At 48.4% G+C, this 20566-nt stretch carries 18 protein-coding genes; 7 read left to right on the top strand and 11 right to left on the bottom strand.

Annotated elements, in window-relative coordinates:
* Window positions 1-32: 32 nt before the first annotated feature.
* The 8 genes from yqeH to spoVAC form a co-directional block, all read right to left on the bottom strand.
* Window positions 33-1160: a ribosome biogenesis GTPase YqeH gene (yqeH, locus tag IEW26_RS03735; protein ID WP_188591274.1), complete on the bottom strand. Its 1128-nt coding sequence runs from the start codon at window positions 1158-1160 to the stop codon at window positions 33-35.
* Entirely contained in the window at window positions 1157-1684 is a 528-nt protein-coding gene (locus IEW26_RS03740) for a YqeG family HAD IIIA-type phosphatase (protein WP_111272174.1), read from the bottom strand. The genes yqeH and IEW26_RS03740 overlap by 4 nt, the downstream gene beginning before the upstream one ends.
* A gap of 107 nt (window positions 1685-1791) precedes the next feature.
* Complete coding sequence (locus IEW26_RS03745) at window positions 1792-4005, bottom strand: DUF4129 domain-containing transglutaminase family protein (RefSeq protein WP_188591275.1); 2214 nt, start codon at window positions 4003-4005, stop codon at window positions 1792-1794.
* Complete coding sequence (locus IEW26_RS03750) at window positions 4002-5249, bottom strand: DUF58 domain-containing protein (RefSeq protein ID WP_186323034.1); 1248 nt, start codon at window positions 5247-5249, stop codon at window positions 4002-4004. Before IEW26_RS03750 ends, IEW26_RS03745 begins: the two co-directional genes overlap by 4 nt.
* Window positions 5250-5252: 3 nt before the next feature.
* Window positions 5253-6209, bottom strand: coding sequence for an AAA family ATPase (locus IEW26_RS03755; RefSeq protein WP_145404156.1), 957 nt, complete (start codon window positions 6207-6209; stop codon window positions 5253-5255).
* Between the two features lie 183 nt (window positions 6210-6392).
* Window positions 6393-6743, bottom strand: coding sequence for a stage V sporulation protein AE (spoVAE, locus tag IEW26_RS03760; RefSeq protein WP_111272178.1), 351 nt, complete (start codon window positions 6741-6743; stop codon window positions 6393-6395).
* Window positions 6744-6747: 4 nt separating this feature from the next.
* Entirely contained in the window at window positions 6748-7764 is a 1017-nt protein-coding gene (gene spoVAD, locus IEW26_RS03765) for a stage V sporulation protein AD (RefSeq protein ID WP_111272179.1), read from the bottom strand.
* On the bottom strand, window positions 7761-8213 hold the full coding sequence (spoVAC, locus tag IEW26_RS03770) for a stage V sporulation protein AC (RefSeq protein ID WP_145404342.1): 453 nt from the start codon (window positions 8211-8213) through the stop codon (window positions 7761-7763). The genes spoVAD and spoVAC overlap by 4 nt, the downstream gene beginning before the upstream one ends.
* A 765-nt stretch (window positions 8214-8978) precedes the next feature.
* On the opposite strand from spoVAC, the gene IEW26_RS03775 reads away from it, so the two are divergent.
* Window positions 8979-10052, top strand: coding sequence for a M42 family metallopeptidase (locus tag IEW26_RS03775; protein WP_188591276.1), 1074 nt, complete (start codon window positions 8979-8981; stop codon window positions 10050-10052).
* A gap of 168 nt (window positions 10053-10220) precedes the next feature.
* Entirely contained in the window at window positions 10221-10541 is a 321-nt protein-coding gene (locus IEW26_RS03780) for a hypothetical protein (RefSeq protein ID WP_110898046.1), read from the top strand.
* 292 nt (window positions 10542-10833) lie between these two features.
* Here IEW26_RS03780 and IEW26_RS03785 read toward each other — a convergent pair whose 3' ends face one another.
* The gene (locus tag IEW26_RS03785) at window positions 10834-11541 is read right to left on the bottom strand and encodes a metal-dependent hydrolase (RefSeq protein ID WP_145404158.1); all 708 of its coding nucleotides are present in this window, start codon (window positions 11539-11541) and stop codon (window positions 10834-10836) included.
* 278 nt (window positions 11542-11819) lie between these two features.
* On the opposite strand from IEW26_RS03785, the gene nirB reads away from it, so the two are divergent.
* The 4 genes from nirB (at window position 11820) to IEW26_RS03805 (ending at window position 16327) form a co-directional block, all read left to right on the top strand.
* Window positions 11820-14249 (top strand): nitrite reductase large subunit NirB, encoded by a 2430-nt coding sequence (gene nirB / locus IEW26_RS03790; protein ID WP_188591277.1) that lies wholly within the window; start codon window positions 11820-11822, stop codon window positions 14247-14249.
* Window positions 14250-14322: 73 nt separating this feature from the next.
* Window positions 14323-14649: a nitrite reductase small subunit NirD gene (nirD, locus tag IEW26_RS03795; RefSeq protein ID WP_188591278.1), complete on the top strand. Its 327-nt coding sequence runs from the start codon at window positions 14323-14325 to the stop codon at window positions 14647-14649.
* A gap of 57 nt (window positions 14650-14706) precedes the next feature.
* A complete protein-coding gene (locus tag IEW26_RS03800) occupies window positions 14707-15489 on the top strand; it encodes a formate/nitrite transporter family protein (RefSeq protein ID WP_188591279.1) in 783 nt (260 codons plus the stop codon).
* A gap of 208 nt (window positions 15490-15697) precedes the next feature.
* Window positions 15698-16327 (top strand): YfbR-like 5'-deoxynucleotidase, encoded by a 630-nt coding sequence (locus IEW26_RS03805; protein WP_188591280.1) that lies wholly within the window; start codon window positions 15698-15700, stop codon window positions 16325-16327.
* 48 nt (window positions 16328-16375) lie between these two features.
* On the opposite strand, the gene IEW26_RS03810 is transcribed toward IEW26_RS03805, so the two are convergent.
* Both IEW26_RS03810 and IEW26_RS03815 read right to left on the bottom strand, forming a co-directional pair.
* Window positions 16376-17140 (bottom strand): response regulator transcription factor, encoded by a 765-nt coding sequence (locus tag IEW26_RS03810; RefSeq protein ID WP_229729631.1) that lies wholly within the window; start codon window positions 17138-17140, stop codon window positions 16376-16378.
* The gene (locus tag IEW26_RS03815) at window positions 17103-19061 is read right to left on the bottom strand and encodes a cache domain-containing sensor histidine kinase (protein WP_229729632.1); all 1959 of its coding nucleotides are present in this window, start codon (window positions 19059-19061) and stop codon (window positions 17103-17105) included. Before IEW26_RS03815 ends, IEW26_RS03810 begins: the two co-directional genes overlap by 38 nt.
* A 173-nt stretch (window positions 19062-19234) precedes the next feature.
* On the opposite strand from IEW26_RS03815, the gene IEW26_RS03820 reads away from it, so the two are divergent.
* Window positions 19235-20536, top strand: a complete 1302-nt coding sequence (locus IEW26_RS03820) for an ABC transporter substrate-binding protein (protein ID WP_188591281.1) — start codon at window positions 19235-19237, stop codon at window positions 20534-20536.
* Window positions 20537-20566 lie beyond the last annotated feature (30 nt).

Here is a 20566-nt window from a genome sequence, read left to right on the forward strand (position 1 = left end):
TCCGTTGTTCCAATTAGAAGCTGCATCTCGGGCTAGATCAAGGAAGGACGAATCTGCACCCGAATCCCTTTTGGAACATGAACCGCAATCAGAGCGCCCTGGTCTCCGTTCACCTTGATCCAGCCCAGTCCAGAGATAAATACATCCGACTGGCTGCCGCGTTTAATCCGGAATTCATGTCTGGTCCATTCCGGCATCTCAGCCGCGTTCTCCCGTGTTGGCGGCGTCAGCAATTCTCCCAGATGGTCAAGATACAGGTCGTCGGCTCGTTCCAGCTTCGTCCGATGAATGTTCAGCGCCGTGCTGATAAAACAAGTGAACGACTGACGATCGCCTTCAATAAAGTCAAAGCGGGCCATTCCACCAAAGAACAACGTCTGGCCAGCATTCAATTGATATACCGCAGGTTTAAGCGGTTTCTCTGGCATAATGGCAGCCAGATCCTTACGCGATACAATCTCGCTGAATCTCCATGGGTACACGATTCCCGGTGTATCAATGATCGCTTTTCCATCATCCAGCGGAATATTGACCATATCCAGCGTTGTTCCCGGATAACGTGAGGTTGTGAGCTCCTGCTCCAGATCACTGTAATCTCGAATCAAACGATTGATCAGTGTAGATTTACCTACATTCGTTCCGCCGACCACATATACATCCCGATCACCGCGATACGTGCCAACCAGTTCAAGCAGACGATCGAAGCCCTGATTTTGCTTGGCACTGCAGAGGACCACATCTACCGTGCGCAAACCTTGTTCCTTCGCCTGCTTCTGCACCCAGTTGCGAACCTTGTTCCAGTTGGTCACTTTAGGCAGCAAGTCCGTTTTGTTTACAGCAAGCAGCACGGGATTGTTTCCAACGAAGCGCTGCAACCCTGAAATAATACTGCCGTCAAAATCAAACAAATCAACGATATGAATGACGAGTGCATCCTTATCCCCGATTTTGCTGAGCAGAGCCAGAAACTCGTCCTGATCCACCGTAACAGATGATGACTCATTATAATTTTTGATACGGAAGCAGCGCTGGCAGATGACCGGTTCACGATCAAGTGCTTTCTCAGGGATAAATCCGGGCAATTCCGGATTTTCCGTTTGCAGATGCACGCCGCATCCACTGCATCTTACGGCAATATTGCCGTTATGCGGTTCTGTCATTTCTTCTTTTCCTCCTCGAGCCATAAGCCTTTCTTACGCAAACTTGACAGAGCAATCCGTTCTACTCTCCGATTAAAACGGGTCATAAAGCCCTCATCTCCGATGGAGATCGGCAGCACCAGAACCGTATACAGTCCAAGTCTGTTGCCTCCATACACGTCAGTGAGCATCTGATCCCCCACAACAATGGTCTTTTCGGGAGTAAGCTCCATCATTCGCATTGCTTTACGAAACGGTACATTCGATGGTTTGCGTGCACTATGCACAAACTGGATATCCAGCGGAGTCGCAAACAGGGATACACGATTCAGATTGTTATTGGACACAATCATCAGCTTGAATCCTACCTCTTTAACACGCGCGAACCATTCGATCAATTCGGGTGTAGCATCGGGTGCTTTGGCTCCAACAAGCGTATTATCCAGGTCAGTTATAATTCCACGATACCCTTGAGCGTACAGTTCTTCCAAATTGATGTCAAAAACTGTGTCTACACGCAGCTTGGGCAATAACATTTTAAACAAAGAAGTCACCTCAGTTTCATACGACACACTATATCACAAATCCGTCTTTCCTGAAAATGCAAACTGCCTTTATCGCCAGGAAAAAAGGAAAAACGGGACGGGCACTGTTATGCCCGTTCCGCTTTCAGTTCCTTCCGCAGCCTCAGGGCCGCCTGATACACAACCTTCCAGTCATCGGCCGTTACTGTTGCCGGACTGTAACGTGTCTGTTCAAACTTCATCAGCAGCTCTTCCAATGTGCCCCGAGCTGACGGTCTGACCTGGCTCCAGCGAGTTACGGACTCACGCAGCGTTTCGTCACCACTACGCGTCAAGCCCTGCCGTCTTGCGTAACGAATCCAGCGCTCTGTCTCAGCCAGTACCTTCTGTTCCGGTGTCAGCGGCTTGCCTGTTCGCAGGCGAAGCAGAAGGAATCGCAGGGACAGACGATTGCGCCAGAACATGTAAGCGACCCACAACACAATGACAGCACCCGCAGCCCAGATAACAAAAGCAGGGATTGCGGCTGTTGTCTGTTCAGGAGCCTGTGTTTTGGTCTCTTCCTGAATCGGCTCTTCCTCCGGCTGCTCCTCGGGCTGATCCACAGACTGCACATCCGGCGTCTCGGTCAACAGCGGCATGTCAAAGCCAGGTGTTGCTTCAACCGGAATCCATCCATATTCGCCAAAGTACACTTCAGCCCAAGAGTGGGCATCTGCATTCGTTACGGTGTAGGTTGTCTCAATAGGTGCGCCAGGCTGGCGAGGTGCCTGCATGTCCGAGTTCAGGGACATCTGTCCAGGCGCGTACCCTTTAACCCATCTTGCCGGAATACCTTCCGAGCGTGCCATCATCACAAGTGCAGTGGAAAAGTAGTCACAGTATCCTTCACGAATATCAAACAGGAAACCTTCGACAAAATCATTGCTCACTTTCCGGGACAGATCCGGATTGTTTGTGTAATTGAAATTTTGTTGTAAATAGTTTTGCAGTAATGCCACTTTTTCATACGGCGTATTTGCAGATGCTGTAACCTCTGCTGCAAGATCCTTCACTCGCTCAGGGAAGCGGGACGGCAGCTGCAAATATTGATCGTCGGCCGGGTTGCTTGAATACAAAGCGTCGGCTGTATTGGTGCGCAGTTCATCCTCAACAATGATCGGCACTTCGGACACAATAGTGTAGTTTTTCGGATACTGCGGCTGCTGACGTGTGGTTACTACATGTAATTCAGCCTGATCCGCATTCCACAACATCCGCCCCGCTCTCTCTTCTCCGTTCACCGAGATGACCTGGGATATGGAATACGATCCAAACAGAATCGGATATACGTTGTCGTTCAGCATTGTCACTTTTTGCGTGACCTGCTTGGTTTTCACTTTTCCGGCCTGATTATTCTCCAGCTTCTGATCGGCCTCCACATTATCCATCGATACACGTCCGGGCTCATCCCAGCCTGTTCCGGTATATTCCGAGCGCGTCTCACCGCGCCAGTAGCCCCGGTCGCTTGTTGTTACGGACATGACAGGGGTGTAGTCAAAATTAAAGCCCCCGCCAAGCTTGTTGTCCTCACGGCTGTAGCCGGATTCTGTTGCAGTCGGAATATCCAGCACACCGTTACCCGCTTGGGTAGAGGAAGTACCGGTGTAATTCCGCCAAGCGGTATACGGATCTGTCAAGGTAGGCGGAACTTCCGGCATGTTCACACTGGCTACAATAATTAATGAAAAAATGATAGCGATATTCGCCAGTATTTTGTAAGGATGCCGTATCATTCGTTTCCAGCCCTGCGGATATTGCAGCTGATAATTACGGAAGTGCTGACATACAAGCCAGCCCATGCCCGCAAACATCACCCAGGCAATCTCTCCCCAAAGCGGAATTTGAGTGTACGAATCCAGAATGCCCAAGGATATAATATTAACGCCAAGGAACACAAGGATACGTTTGGTTGAAGTCACAAGTCGAAGCGCAGCTTCAAGCATCACCCAGGCACATAAGGAAAACCAGATATATGGCGGCAAATGCAAAATGAATTGCTCGATCCGTTCGGTTAAAGTACCGAAGGGGATATATACCATGTAATCAATCAACGTTTTATGCAAAATATACAGGACTGCAGCAGCCTTGATTATGGTTCGATACAGCATTTTAAAGGGAAGCACAACCTCCAGAATGCTCACCGCCGCCAGTGTCCACAGTACCAGCGAAGTGGTCTCTGTATACCACGATTCCTGTGTAAACGATATCCACTGCAGCGCAATCAGAAATATCCAGAGCAGCGATGCTGCATTGTACCAGGATCTTTTCATACCCGGACTTTCGTTTCCTCTGGCGTTCATACCGAACCTCCTCCCATCACTGTAGGAAGCTCCTGCAGATGGGCAACGGTAAATGATCTCGTGCCCCGTCCGCGCAGCATGGCATTCCATTCGGAACTCCGCCGTGATTCCGCAGGGTCAATCAATATATGACATGGAGTCATCCCGCGAGTATCCGCCCAGCGGAGCAGCTCCAGGATTTTGTCATCCTTTTGGGGAGAAACCACAACAAAGTAAGCTCCTTGCGGGAACTGTCTTGCTATTTTCTCCACTCCTGGCAGCAGGGATTGATCCTGTCCGTTATCCTGAATATCCACCAGATGATGGATCATCTTCTGACGTTCGATCAAGCTTTCACTCGGAGGCATGAAGCAAGGCTCTTCAGACAGGGTTAACAACCCCATCCCCATGCGTTCCCTTGTACCGTACTCCAGCAGAGAGGCTGTCGTAGAAACAGCGAGCTCGAACGCTTCCCCATGCGGATAACTGCCTGCCATAGCGTCCAGCACCAGGATTGTTTTGGGTACTGACTCATGCTCGAACTCTTTCGACTTCCAGTTGCCTGTTTTGGCTGTAGCATTCCAGTGGATACGAGACAGACGATCCCCGTAAACATAATCACGCACACCGTTAATCTGTGTTGTTTCCCTGCGTGAACGAGTCAAGGCTGTCTGCGGACCCGATAAACGAGACTTGCGGTCGTATAGCTGCCAGTATGGAATAAATACCGTTCGAGGAAGTACACGGAACTCCCCGCTCGCCTTGAAGGTTCCCCGATGTTCAATCAGACCGAAGATATCCTCGCTGGCACATTCGGTATCGGAAAAAACATATTTCCCCCGCTCCAGCGGCGGAGTTTGAAAAGAAAGCTCCCCATGTCCGCGCATACTCGGAATAAGGCTTTCTTTAAAGGACCACGATTCTCCATTATGCCGATGCAGCATCTCGCGTACGACGACATAAGGAAGTGGAAGAAATCCGGGAATCGTCAGGCTGAGCTGCACCTGAACCTGATCACCAGCATGAAGCAGCTCCTCGTGATTATGGCCGGAGGACAACCTGCGAACGCCTCTAGTCCGTTTGACGCCACTGAATCCGGCAATCGCCAGATACAGGCAGAGCAGCGTCACCATGGACAGCAGCATAAGCGAGGTCTTTCCTCCCTGGAACAACACATACGCGAGACAGCACATCCACACCATTGCGATGCCCCATACGCGTGGGTGGCGCAGGCCTCGATTGACAGTTGTCAAAAGCGGTCTCATCAATTATTGCCCCATGGACACAGGCACACGAACCTGCTGTAAAACCGAATTGAGAACAGCCTCTGAGCTCATGCTGTCCAGTCTGGACTCAGGACGAAGCACGATACGATGAGAAATAACATACGGAGCCATCGTTTTGACATCATCCGGCAGTACGTAGTCTCGCTCCTGCAGGAAGGCAAAGGCTTTCACAGCCATCATGAAGGAAATAGCAGCCCGCGGGCTTGCACCCAGGAGTACAGACGGATGTGAGCGCGTGTGACGAACTACGTCCAGCAAATAGTCCACCACCGGATCACCAATAAACACTTCTTTTATCTCCTGCTGAATCGCCGAGATTTGATCCATATGCGTTACCGATGTCAGCCGATCTACCGGCTGCCCGGATTGATGCTGCTTGAGCAGCGTTTTCTCAATATCCTTGTCAGGATAACCCAGGCTGATCTTTAACATAAACCGGTCAAGCTGTGCTTCAGGCAGTGTATACGTGCCCTCAAAATCAATCGGATTCTGGGTTGCACAGAGCATGAACGGATGAGGAAGATCATACGTGTCTCCATCCACGGTCACACTGCGCTCCTCCATCACTTCGAGCAGCGCGGACTGTGTTTTGGTTGTGGCACGGTTAATTTCGTCCGCCAGCAAAATATTGGTCATGACAGGGCCAGGCCGGAAATAGAAACGCTCATCCTTTGGATGAAACACCGATACTCCCGTAATATCACTTGGTAAAATATCAGGATTACATTGAATACGCCGGTATTCACCGCGCATGGATTTGGATAGTGCCTTGATTAACTGAGTTTTGCCCGTTCCCGGTACGTCTTCAATCAGAACGTGCCCGCCTGCAAGCAAAGCAGTGAGTAAAAGTTGAATCTCAAAGGACTTCCCCATAATGCAGGACTCCAGATTCGAACGAACTGCAGATATAATTTGGATCGACTCTTTGCGCACAGGCATGTGGTCTAACCTCCTAAACAAGCATACAGATTTCCTTTTATTGTACATGATCCGGGGGCACGAGTACACTCGAAGCAGCTCACAATTTGTTTCCAGCCGTCATATACAACGCAGTTCATGCATAAATACGACAAAAAAGCCCCGGATAAAATCTATCCGAAGCCCCTGCATATTTTAAAAAATTTAACCTTTAGGTCGAACAACGAGCGCCGCGAGAAAAGAAAATATAATCGCTGACGATATCCCGGCAGCGGTCAGATCGAAAATACCTGTGATTACACCGATCCAGCCCTCTTTTTCAAGTTCGGTTAAAGCACCGTGTACAAGGGAATTGCCAAAACTCGTAATTGGTATGGATGCACCTGCACCAGCGAATTTCACCAGCGGATCATAGAGACCAACTGCATCGGCAACCGCTCCAGCGACCACAAGTGTACTCATCGTATGTGCGGGTGTCAGTTTTACCCCGTCCATCAGCAGCTGTCCAATGACACAGATCAGCCCCCCGACGATAAAAGCCCACAGAAATTGCATGTCTTCACCCCTCCTGTTCAATAGCTACAGCATGTGCGATACAAGGAATACTTTCACCCTGCTGATATGACAGCGGGGACAGCAGTGCGCCTGTTGCAACGACAAGCACCCTTTTCAGATCACCCTTCTGCATCCGATTCAGAATGTGACCATACGTAACGGTGGCCGAACACCCGCACCCGCTTCCACCAGCAACGACCTGCGGCTGATTCTCACGATCATAGATCATGAGTCCGCAATCATTAAAAACCGTCTGTTCCATCGGAATACCTTCTTTGTGCAGAAGTTCTTTGGTAATAGGCAGCCCGACAGAAGCCAGATCCCCTGTAACGATGAGATCATAGTATCCCGGCTCCAGACCGGTATCCCTGAAGTGAGAAATGATGGTGTCCGCTGCTGCCGGGGCCATAGCTGCACCCATATTAAAAGGGTCTTTAATGCCCAAATCCATAATTCGGCCGATGGTCGCTTTAGCTACAACGGGCCCTTCACCTGTACGGGAGATAATCCCGCATCCAGACCCGGTTACGGTGTACTGCGCATAGGGAGGTTTCTGAGAGCCGTACTCTGTCGGATAACGAAATTGCTTCTCTACGGTACAATTGTGGCTCACCGTACCTGCGAGCACATAATCGCCTGCCCCGGAATCCACGATCATGGAAGCCAGTGCAAGTGTCTCCATCGAGGTAGAACAAGCTCCAAACACCCCGAGATACGGAGCCCCGAGCTGTCTTGCAGAGAAAGAACTGCTGATAATCTGGTTCATCAAATCTCCGCCAACAAAATAATGCAGTTCTTCCTTGGTTTTATTCGCGTTAATAAGCGCGAGCTGGGAGGCTTGCTCGAGTAATTTTCGCTCCGCTTTTTCCCACGTTTTCTCCCCAATCTCGAGGTTGTCATACACATAGTCAAAATCGGAGGCTAACGGTCCCTGGCCTTCATCGGGCCCCACCACGGTTGCTCTGCCTATAATGCGCGGCTGATGATCATACTCCCACGTCTGACGCCCCAGCCGTTTCATAGGTGTCCACCCCCGAATCCAAGAAAGGCATACACGATCCCCACAATAAATGCGGCCACAACTCCAAACACAATGACTGAGCCGGCGAGCTTGAACATGTTTGCACCTACCCCCAACACCAGCCCTTCAGCGCGATGCTCCAGCGCAGCGGAGCACATGGAGTTAGCAAATCCGGTTACGGGGACAGCGGTGCCCGCTCCTGCCCACTGTGCAATTTTGTCGTACACACCGAGGCAAGTCAAAATAACCGAGATCAAAATCATCACTGCCACGGTAGGGCTTGCAGCTTCCTTGGATGTCATGTCCATCCCCGCCATAAATGCCTCTTGAATCGCTTGTCCAATCAAACAAATCGTTCCCCCGACAAAGAAAGCCTTGAGGCAGTTTTTGAAAATCGGTCGTGAAGGCTCATGTTTTTTGGCGACTTTCTTATACTCCTTCTCATCCATTGACAGTGATGAGGTTTTCTTTTTTCCAGTTGCAGATTGTACCGGCAAGCACAGGACCTCCTTTATGTGAATGTGGATTCAAACAGCTGTAGCTGATTGTCTATGTGTAATTTCTTTATTCATTATTTGTAAATTCCGGGCAGGTTATGTATCTTGCGAGCAACAGCATATAGTTTCCATAATAGAAGCTTTTTAGATATTTCGAATAGAAGCTTTTTAGATATTTCTGTGGTATGAAGCTTGGGGCACTTCATTCAATTATGGAAGGTTTGGATAAATTGCTCACGAATAAGGGGTTTGAGAATATGGCTCACGAATCAAAGGTTTTGGTTATAAATAAAGAAGAATGATAACGAGCAAAATAAATAACACAATAAACAGCATCTTCTCATGACCTTCATCTGGAGGCTTCATCTCATATTCAACTCCTTTCCTAATCATCTCATATTCAAATCATTCCTTATAAAACAAACGTTTTGAAGAATATCCTCTGGAAAAAGCGACAGGGTTCCCTTTATCCAAGTATATTCACAACATCATGCTCAGGATTAAGACGAAAGCGGAGACAAGGTGCATGAAACTGGCGTGATCATCTAATAACATGCCTGAAAAACGTAATATAATCATGGACAATCACTTGTACAAGGTTCATACTAGATTGTGACCAGTGGTTAATAACAAGTCCTTAATATTTATAAGGACATCAGGCCAGTAGCCGTTCTGCTGAGCCCTGATCTACATACCCAACAGAGGAGTTGTTTGCACATGAATGAAAAAACGTTGGACATGTTCCGAACGTTAACAGAATTCCCTTCTGCTTCCGGCTTTGAACGTGAACTGCGGGGTTGGATGAAGGAGCAAATGTCCGCATATACGGATGAATTTGTACAGGACCGTCTGGGAAGTCTCTTTGGTGTACTGCGGGGAGATGAAGCCGGCCCGAAAGTGATGGTAGCCGGGCATTTTGACGAAGTAGGTTTCATGACAACGGGAATTACAGAAACAGGCATGATCAAATTCCGTCCACTGGGCGGATGGTGGAGTCAAGCGGTTCTATCCCAGCGTTTGCAGATTATTACACCTGAACGCCGCATTACTGGTGTTGTTGGCTCTACGCCTACTCATCTGCTGGATGAATCACAGCGCAGCAAGCCCGTCGATCTTAACAGCATGTACCTGGATATCGGAGCAGATGACCGCGCAGAAGCAGAAGCGTGGGGTATCCACCCGGGCATGCAGATTGTGCCAATTTGTGAATTTACGCCGATGGCAAACCCTAAGAAAATTATGGCAAAGGCATGGGACAATCGTTACGGAGTCGGACTGGCTCTTGAACTGGTTGAAGCGCTGCATAAGGAAAAGCTGCCGAATACGCTTTATTCCGGTGCAACCGTTCAGGAGGAATTAGGGCTTCGCGGTGCACGTACAGCGGCAAATCTTATCCAACCAGACATTTTCTTCGCACTGGATTGCAGCGCAGCCAATGATATGACAGGTGACAAGCAATCCTTCGGCCATATCGGTCAGGGTGCATTACTTCGCATCTTTGACCCAGGCATGTTTACCCATCGGGGTATGGTTGAATATGTACAGGATACAGCTTCTTCCAATCAGATCAAAATGCAATATTTCATCTCGCCAGGTGGAACGGATGCAGGTCAGGTTCATCTGAGCGGCATCGGTGTACCATCCACCGTTATTGGTATCTGTGCTCGTTACATTCATACCTCTTCGTCCATTATTCACACCGACGATTATGATGCAGCCAAAGAGCTGATTGTGAAGCTGGTGAAGGGCCTTGATCGCACCACGATGGACACCATTATCAATAATGCTTGATTAGTTATATACACTTTTGTGAACTAACCACAGAGATACCTTACCGAATTTGCTTCGAGGGTATCTCTTTTTCTATGAATCACACAAATAGAATGTAATTATTGAACATAATGAGGACCAGATACATAAGATAGGATAATCAATTATCAACCAGCGGGGGACCTTTATATGGCAGCAGGCAGAAATGGAAAATCAAATAAAGGTTCCAGAAAAACCAATGCTGCGAACACCCTTCTGGGTGGGAATCTTAGCGGAAAAAAACTAGAACTGATTGTTGCAGCATTATTAGTTAGTGGAAAGTTGAGAGTAGATGCCGTTACGTTGTTTCGCGAAGCTACATTAGTTGTGGAGTTAGTGGGGCAGTACAAGACACTTCAAAAGGTCACACCCACCAATTCAGATAAACTGGTACAGTTCCTTGATGAAACAGGCCGTGATATGACGCTGAACGATGTCATTCAGGCGTTTCAGCAGCGTATAAATTCCTAAATGTCAAGAACGAAAAGAGGTGCATGTGATGTCTGAATTCGATGGCATCGGTTTCGCCGAAACGTTAATTATACTTATTCTAGTCGTATTATTTGTGTTTGGTTCGACAGACATCGAAACACTCAGTAGTACACCTACAAATACCTAAACCCGCCCCTTTTTGGCGAGATGTCCAGCCAACAATGTTCAGAATGGATACCGCATTTCGCATCGCATTCTTATAAGAAGACCTTAAATTTGAAGAACGCCAGTCCATTCATCGGGCTGGCGTTTGGCTTAATTGTTGTGATATCTACAAAAATAAAGGGGAAAATGCAAACCAGGCTAAAATGAACGTGAGCACTACGCAAACATTCTCAACAACGGCTCCGTGTTTGGTCCCCGTACTCATCAGGTTTGCTCTGATACGCAGCTTTAACGGCGGCAAAGGGCGAATCCCCCGGTTGGTCAACGAATCAGCAAGCAGGTGAATCGCATAAGCCGTTCCTCCAGCCACCCATATTTCCGGGCCTTGCTGCTGGGTCGTACTGTACAGCAAACCGGTCCAAACGGCGGTTCCATATAAGGTATGTGTCAGCCCCCTGTGTGTCAGCGTAGTACATAACATCAGCAGACTGCCTCCAATCAGATTCCACGGGGCAAAAGCATGTCCGTAAAAAACCAGCCCCAGTCCAATGACAAACATCAGCACTTTACGCAGTGATCGTGAAGGCAAAAAGGATACAAGCCCGATCAGTACAGCAAGCAGCAGATTCCAAGGCTTGCTCGGAATGTAGAAATACACAAAAACTGCCGCAGGTAAAAGAATCGTCTGCAGCAGCCGAATCAGGCTACTCGGCAGCGCTTTGGATACCAGCAGTGAATTAGGCTCGTCGATATCGGGCAGCAGTGAGCCGATCAATGCAACCGTTACCGCCGGAGCCGTGACCGGCATGCCCAGCAGCTGCAGCACTGAAAGGGATACGCCTGTGCCGATAATGAGGTGGGATCTTCCCATCATGGTGCAATAACGTCCTTTCATAGAAATAGGGAACTTATTCGTATTTGATCCCGTACCGATCATACAATGAATTAATAACGAGAACAATAGTTCGTATTTCTTATTTCTGAAAATTTTTTTAGTTTCCGTGAGCGTCATCACACTTCTTTTGATATGAATGATCTATCTTTATTAGTGAAATAAATCACATTAACTTCAAGGCAAACCTTTTACAATTCAAATATAAGCCATTAAAAATGCAGGTAAATGAACAGGATTTACCCAAGGAGGCCATTCACATGAACGGAAACAAGGAGAAGCTGGTTGTCATTGGTAACGGTATGGCTGGAATCAGCACCGTTGAACAAATTTTGAAGCTGTCTACACGTTTTGATATTACTGTAATCGGTACAGAGCCCTATCCGAACTATAATCGCATTATGCTCTCGTACGTGCTGGAAGGCAGCAAAACGCTGGACGACATCGTGCTTAATGACCTTCACTGGTATGAAGATTACGGCATCACCCTCCATACCGGCACTACAGTTACCCGAATCGATGCTGAAGCTCATGAAGTCATTACAGAAGCTGGTGCTCGTGTTCCTTATGACAAAATTATTATTGCAACCGGCTCCAGTTCCTTCATTCTGCCTGTTCCGGGTCATGACAAGCAAGGTGTTGTCGGGTTCCGCGATATTGCGGATTGCAACGTGATGCTGGAAGCGGCCAGACAGTACAAACGGGCGGCGGTCATCGGCGGTGGGCTTCTGGGACTTGAAGCAGCCAAAGGGCTGGTACAGCTTGGCATGGATGTAACCGTGGTTCATCTGATGGAGGATCTGATGGAGCGCCAGCTGGATTCACAGGCTTCAGCCATGCTCAAAGCCGAGCTCGAGCGTCAAGGCATTCGCTTCAAAATGGGAGCGCAGACAGCCGAATTGCTTGGCGGCGAACGGGTTGAGGGGCTTCGTTTTGCCGACGAATCGGTGCTGAATGTTGATTTTGTAGTTATGGCGGTAGGCATCAAGCCTAATGTCGAGGTCGCTCGTGCAAGTGGCATTGAAGTGAACCGCGGAATTGTTGTTAATGATTACATGCAAACGTCTCTGGAGAACGTGTACTCCGTCGGAGAGTGTACAGAACACCGTGGTGTATGTTACGGCTTGGTGGCTCCCCTGTTTGAGCAAGGCATGATTCTGGCGAAGCATATCTGCGGCGTTGAAACAGCCCCTTATGAAGGCTCGGTTGTATCGACCAAGCTCAAAATTTCGGGTGTAGACGTGTTCTCTACTGGCGAGTTCATTGACAGACCGGAGCATACGGTGATCTCACAGAAAGATGACTGGAAACGAACCTACAAAAAAATTCTGCTGCATGACAACAAAATGGTCGGTGCCGTACTCTTCGGTGACATCACCGATTCGGCCGAGCTGCAGAAGCTGATCAAAAACCATACGGAAATGACCGAGGAATTATACAGCTCCCTCATGGGTACAGGCTGCGGAGGTCACAAAAAAACAGCCTCTGTTGAAACGATGCCCGAAGACGAAATTGTCTGTGGATGCAACGGGGTAACCAAAGGAGCCATCGTGGATGTAATCACCAATCAGGGGCTCACAACGGTTGATGAAATTAAAGCTTGCACTGGTGCAACCCGCTCTTGTGGTGGATGTAAGCCGGTCGTGGAACAGATTTTGCAATATGTGCTTGGAGATGGCTTCACAGCCGGATCCAAACAGGGGATTTGCAGCTGCACCTCCCTCGGAAGGGATGAGATTGTAGCCGAAATCCGGGAAAAAGGCTTGCAAACGAGTAAAGAGGTTATGAATGTACTGGGCTGGAATCAGCCTGAGGGATGTTCGAAATGCCGTCCGGCAATCAACTATTATCTGGGCATGATCTATCCGGATACACATGAAGACGAGAAAGAATCCCGTTTCGTGAACGAACGGATGAACGCCAACATTCAAAAAGATGGAACCTACACGGTTGTGCCTCGGATGTACGGCGGGGTAACGACTCCGGAAGACCTCAAACGGATTGCTGACGTTTCAGTCAAATACGATATTAAAGCGGTCAAAGTAACGGGCGGTCAGCGGCTCGACCTGATTGGTGTCAAAAAAGAAGACCTGCCTAAAGTCTGGGCGGAGCTGGATATGCCTTCAGGTTATGCTTACGCGAAATCGCTGCGTACCGTCAAAACATGTGTCGGCTCCCAGTTCTGCCGCTTCGGCACACAGGATTCCATGGCGATGGGGGCACGGATTGAGCGCAAATTCGAACGTCTCGACCTGCCAGCCAAATTCAAGTATGCTGTTAACGGCTGCCCGCGGAACTGTGCAGAGGCTTGTACGAAGGATATCGGCATTGTCGGCAATGACGGCGGCTGGGAAATCTTCATCGGCGGGAACGGCGGTATCAAGGCAAGGCTGGCAGATCCACTGTGCAAAGTCAAAACGGATGAGGAACTTATCGAGCTGTGTGGAGCCATCATGCAATATTATCGGGAAACAGGCAACTATCTGGAGCGTACATCCGAGTGGGTTGAGCGCATGGGTCTTGAACAGATCCGTTCGGTTGTTGTAGATAATCCGGAGGAACGCAAAGCACTGATGGCACGCATCGAGTTTGCTCTGGAGCATGTCGAAGACCCTTGGAAGAAAGCACTTCGGAACGAAGAAGGACAAAGCAAAATGTTCCACGGAATTGAAGTCACGGCCCAACCATAAGCTGTATCACTTACAGACTTGATATTATATAAGTAACTTAACGGAAAATTATAGAAAAAGGAGTGGTTATACCATGACGACCAAACAAACAGGTACGTATTTTCCGGCTGGTACGGTAGATGAGTTCTTGCCCCGTATCGGCAGAGTTGTCGAGATTGAACATCAACAGCTCGCAGTATTTCGTACTTCGGACGGCACCATCTTTGCTGCTGACAACCATAACCCCCACCCCAAAGGTGGGCCGCTGGCTGAAGGCATCGTTTCCGGGCACTATCTGTATGACCCGCTGTACGATTGGAAAATTGATCTGACAACCGGTCAGGTGCAAGCACCCGACAATGGTCAAGTGAAGATGTACCCCGTCAAGGTGGAGCATGACCAGGTCTGGATCGCTGTATAACGTGAACCAACTGGACGTAAGGATTGAGATTGATGTTGACTAATGGGGGAAACCGTGATGTATACACCAGGTGTTGAAGGAATTATTGAAGCTGCCGTTAAAAAAAGAGACCAGATGAACACAAGCCTTCCCAGATATATGGTCGCTGCCTTGATGGCAGGCGCTTATGTGGGGCTGGGCATCATCTTGATTTTCAGTATCGGGGCTCCGCTGCTCGCCGCGCATTCGCCGCTGCAAACGATGCTGATGGGTATGTCCTTCGGACTCGCGCTGACACTTGTTATCTTTGCCGGGTCGGAGCTGTTCACAGGGAATAACATGTTTTTCACGATGAGCACCCTAGCTGGACGAACAACCGTGAAGGATACGCTTAAAAACTGGGGACTTGTCTTCATCGGCAACCTGATCGGTGCCGTACTGCTCAGCCTGCTGATTGTTGGCAGCGGCCTCTTCAAAACAGCCGCACCCGAGCATCTGCTGTTTGTCGTATCTGCCAAAAAGATGGCTGCACCCGTATCCGAGTTGTTCTTCCGCGGCATTCTCTGTAACTGGCTTGTATGTCTGGCGATCTGGATGGCTGCGCGCTCCAAAGAGGATATCGCCAAGCTTGTGCTCATCTGGTGGTGTCTGTACGCCTTTATCGCAAGCGGATATGAGCACAGCGTAGCCAATATGACTTTGCTGTCGCTGGCCTGGCTGCTGCCGAATCACCCGGATACGATCTCTTTGGCTGGCTGGTTCCACAACATGATTCCGGTAACCCTTGGCAACATTATCGGCGGAGCTTTGTTTGTAGGCATGGCTTACTGGTACACTTCACCGGTGCGCAAAAAAGCGTAAATCATACTCCGGGGTTACGATACAACATGATACCTGATATCTTCTCGTTTGCCGCGAGGCGTGCTGAACCTGTTCAGTATGCCTCGCGGTTTTTAATCTGCATTTTACAAATTTACAAAGGGCGCATACATCTTTAATCTCCGGTTAACATAACAGCAGTATAGTCGGTGTATATACTACCTAAACTTGCAAAGGATGATCACTATCTATGGGTATTCATACGTACTTCCGTTCACTGAACGATCTCGAACGTATTATTCGCACCCCTGGCAAATTCAAGTTCGAAGAGCATTGTGTATCCGCCCATTCCTGGAAAGTTGTGCAGTATGCCAAAACGTTAGCTGACATTGAAGAACAGCAAGGCATAAGCATAGATTGGAAAAAGTTGTACGAGATCACCAGCAGCCACGATTACGGCGAAATTTTCATCGGTGATATCAAAACACCTGTCAAGCATTATTCACTTGAGCTTCGTTCCATGCTTCAGCAAGTAGAAGAAGGCATGGTCTCTCATTTTATTAATGAGAACATTCCGGAAGAGTTTCAGGACATTTTCCGCCGACAGCTTCGTGAAGGCAAAGACAACTCCGTCGAAGGGTTAATCCTTGAGGTGGCCGACAAAATGGATCAGGTCTATGAAGCATTTGCAGAGCTGCAGCGGGGCAATACGGAAAAAGAATTTATCGTCATGTACCGCTACGCACTGATCAAGATCAAAAATATCGACCTCCACTGTGTCCGGTATTTCCTGAACCACATCCTGCCCGACATTATCGAAGAAGGTAATCGTTCCCCGTTTGATATCCGCAAAATAACCGAAGAAGCGTTACAGCAATAATGAAGCTCAGCCCATCTGGATTGAATAGATCCATGGACAAGAGCTTTTTTATTTCAGCTGCTGACGATATTCACTCGGATACAGACCCGTTTTGTTTTTGAAAATTCTGCTGAAATAATGGGAATCGGCGTACCCTACTGCCCCGCCAATCGTCTTGATATCCATGTGCTCATATGCCGCAAGCAGGCGCTTGGCCTCATTGATGCGAAGACCCGTCAAGTATTTCAAGGGTGTCTCCCCTGTTACCTTTTTAAAACATTTGCCCAGATAATCTACACTGAAATGCATCTGGGCCGCCATATCCTGCAGCGTAATTTCATGCATATAATTTTGTTTGAGATACAGCTTGACGGCTTCCGCAATATCTTCAATTGTCACCTGCTCATCCAGTATGGCACTCACATGAGACAGGGAATCCACTGCACTTCCCAGCTTCAATTCCATCGTATCCAGCAGGGTGCGAAGCTGTTCCTCCGCCAGCGGTTTGAGCAGGTAGTCCTCCACTTTATAGTGAATGGCCTGCCGTGCATATTCGAACTCATGATACCCGCTAAGAATGACAATTTTAACGTGAGGATAGGCAAAATATAAGTACTTAGCCAGTTCAAGCCCGTTCATTACGGGCATCTGAATATCCGTGATCACCAGATCAGGCACCTTCTGCTCGATGAGCTGCAGCGCTTCCTGACCGTTTCTCGCCTCCCCGATGACTTCAAACCGCGTATTCAGCTCTTTGAACTTACGGGAGACGTTACGACGAATTAACGCCTCATCCTCAACGATAATTGTTCTGTATTTTCTCTGCATATTCATATGTCCCCCCCTGATCCTTTCGAATGGAACCCCCGATACAAATGCTCACACCACCGGTTGCTTTGTTTTGGATACACATCCTGGCTGCCGGACCATACCATAACTTCAAGCGGGCCCATATATTTTTGAGTCCCATCCCGTTAATCTCCAGCTCAGGCATGCGATCCACATTCTGAAGTTTTTTGATATAGAGTTCGATGTGTTCCAGCGCTTCGGGCTCCATCCCCGGGCCGTTATCTTCGACATAAATCTGCCACGTCTCTTGTATGATATCCAGCTCACCCGTGATATGCAGCTTCCAAGGCAGGGTATCACCGAGGCCGTATTTCATTGCGTTTTCAAGTAATGGCTGAATGATCAGCATCGGAATCCGAATATGCTTCATTTCATCAGGGATGGATAATTTATAGTGCAGATCATCCTCAAAGCGAATTTTCATACATTCGAGATAGCGCTCACAATATTCAAGCTCCTGAGATAACGAGACACCGCTCTGGCCCGGAGCAGAGATATAACGAAGCATGGATGCAATGTGACCACAGAATGCCACAATCTGCCGGTTCATGCCCTCCTCTGCCATAATGCTTATATTTGTAATGTTGTTGTATAGAAAATGCGGATTCATCTGTGACTGGAGTGCCAGCAGTCTCGCCTCGGTTTCTCGCGATTTGATCGCCATCTGGTCGTGAAAAGACTGCACCAGCTGCTGATTCAGCCGGATGAACGTATCATTCAGCTCCGCCATCTCGCGAATCGAGCCGGGATGCTCCAGCTTGAACAGCAGCTGACCCGAATCCTGACCTGACATCAGGTCATTTTCGCCGGTTTTCTGAATAATGCGCTGCAAGCGATGAAGCGGCAGGGTGACCCTTTTCGAAATCAGATATGAAAGCATCAAAATAATGATCAGGGTAGCCAATGTAGCGCCTGCAAAGATCAAAGCCATCCGGTTCAGATTCGCAAAAAGAGAATGTTTGGACTGCATGACAACAACAGTCCAGCCGGTTTCCTGCGACGTCATATAGGTCATCATCTGCTTGGAATCGTTAAGAGCATCGTTAACCTCCTGCATCGTTTCAGGCGGGGAGGTACGATGCTGAATCAGCTTCATCTCTTCTGCATAACCAGTTGGAGCATCAGCAGCAGGTGAAGCTGCGGGAAGCGGATATAACAATACATCCCGCTCATCCAGCACATAGATTCGAAGCTCCTGATTACTCGCCTGCAGCTCATTCAAATGCTGGAATAAATCATCAGCACGCTGCAAAATCTCGACCACACCCTGGCTGACATAATTGCCATCCTTATATACTCGAGTAAGTGAGATGTACGGCTCATCCCTTTTGCCCTCTCCCGTAGGCATCGGCAACGCTTCGCCCTGCAGCAGACGAATAACACGCCAGCCGCTCCGCTCCCACGTTTCCTTATACCAGGGACGCTGCTTCAAATCTACCGGCAGCTGTCCGTTAAACAACCCGGCCCCCAGCATTTTTCCATTCACATCGTAGATGTTAGCCTGCTTGGCTGTATTCGAGCTGCTAATGATCGCCAAAATGACGTCAATCAGTGTTGTTGTATCCTTATACAGCGCAGGGTCACTTAACATCGTCTGTTCAGTCCCCTCCGCAGGTGCGAGATAATGACTGAAATGCTCCTTGACCAGATTGGAATATACGATGTTCATGGAGAAATTATTCATTTTCACAACTTCCTGATCCAGATGTCCAACGATAGATAAACCCAGTTGTTTCTGCTGCTCTTCACTCCGCTGGCGAGTATCACTCGCGAGAAAGACATATAACAGCCCTGCCACAATAAGAGAAAAAATAACGAATACAGCTGAATAATAAGCAAACAAACTCTGCTGTAATGTTCTGAACCGATAGCGCATTCCATACCCCCGTCTTTGTTCATCCTTCAAAACTTCAATCTTCTTTTGCGCTTCTACGGTGGCTTCGAAAATGTCCACCCATAAGAACGCTTTTGTCTATTGAGCCCATTCGGTATTCCAAGTAAAGTTATCCACATAAGAATACGCTTACATAAAGCGTTTACGCAAGTCATAATATGATCGAATTTTAGGGAGGTTTCAAAATGAGAAAACGATTTCTTTTTTCGCTGACAAGTGTGCTGCTTCTCTCCACCCTGCTCATTGCCGGCTGCAGCTCGGAGAAAAGTGCAGAAGGTAATGGCAAGGTCACGCTGACCTTTGGCACGAGCCAATCCGGTATTCCTCGAACGGGCATTATGCAAACGATGGCGAAGCAATACGAGCAGGAAACCGGCGTCAAAATTGATTTTCAGGTGGTGCCTGACGCGCAGTGGCGTGATCTGATCAAGGTAAAGCTATCCTCCGGCGAAGCTCCGGATATTTTCAATGTGGATGTTGATCCGCTGAGCATGCCAGCCAATGTCAGACCAGAGGAAAATGCCATTGATCTGACCAATGAGGAGTTTACAGGCCGGATGTCGGAAGAGATTCTGCCCACTGTAAGTCATAACGACAAGGTATACGGGGTTTCTTTTGCCCCTACGAAAATCTGGTATGTGTACTATAACAAACGTATCTTTGCTGATCTCGGTATTGAGCCGCCTGCCACCTATGCCGAATTCAAAGCGATCAGCCAGAAAATCAAGGATAAAGACATCATTCCATTCTATCAAGCTCCGGCGAGCGGCTGGTACCAGGTGCTGCCATTGTTCGAAACCGGGCCGAATTATGAGCAAAAGGCCGCAGGGACCTATGAGAAGCTTAATAATAATGAGATGAAGGTCGCTGATCTGACCCAGCTGAAAACAGTGATTGAACAATTAAAGGAATTTGCAGATCTCGGCTATTTCGGCAAAGACTTTTTATCCAATACGGTAGAAGCAGGCATTGAAGCCTTTGGTCAGGAAAAAGCAGCGATGCTGCTGCGGGTGCCAGGCACGGAAAAGGAAGTAGCCGAAGCTTATCCCGCGATGAAGGATAATATGGGATTCTTCGTCATGCCATGGGGAGACAATCAGACGATTGGCGTCAATCCTGGCGGTTCAGCTGCCATGTTTGGCAATAAAAACAGTAAACATCCCGAAGAAGTGCTGAAGTTTTTCCGGTGGATTACCGAGCATGATCATCTGCAGCAGGTATTTGACGGAGGCGAAGGAAATCTGACAATTTGCTGGCCGGAGATCGAACCGAAACTGACACAAGACTATATTGATTATGAGAAGAAACATGAGAAAGGTACCGTCATGCAGGCTGCTGTGAAATATATTGATCCACAGTGGATGGACATCGGCAAAGACTTGTCAGGCATGTTTGCCGGAGCGATTACCCCGGAGCAAATCCTGCAAAATATTGATAAACGACGTGCCGAGCAAGCCAAGGTGCTGAAGGACGAGAAGTGGCAATAACAAGCAACAGATACTTTATATCAGGCGGGC

The sequence above is a fragment of the Paenibacillus silvae genome, assembly GCF_014639235.1.
Classification (GTDB): domain Bacteria; phylum Bacillota; class Bacilli; order Paenibacillales; family Paenibacillaceae; genus Paenibacillus; species Paenibacillus silvae.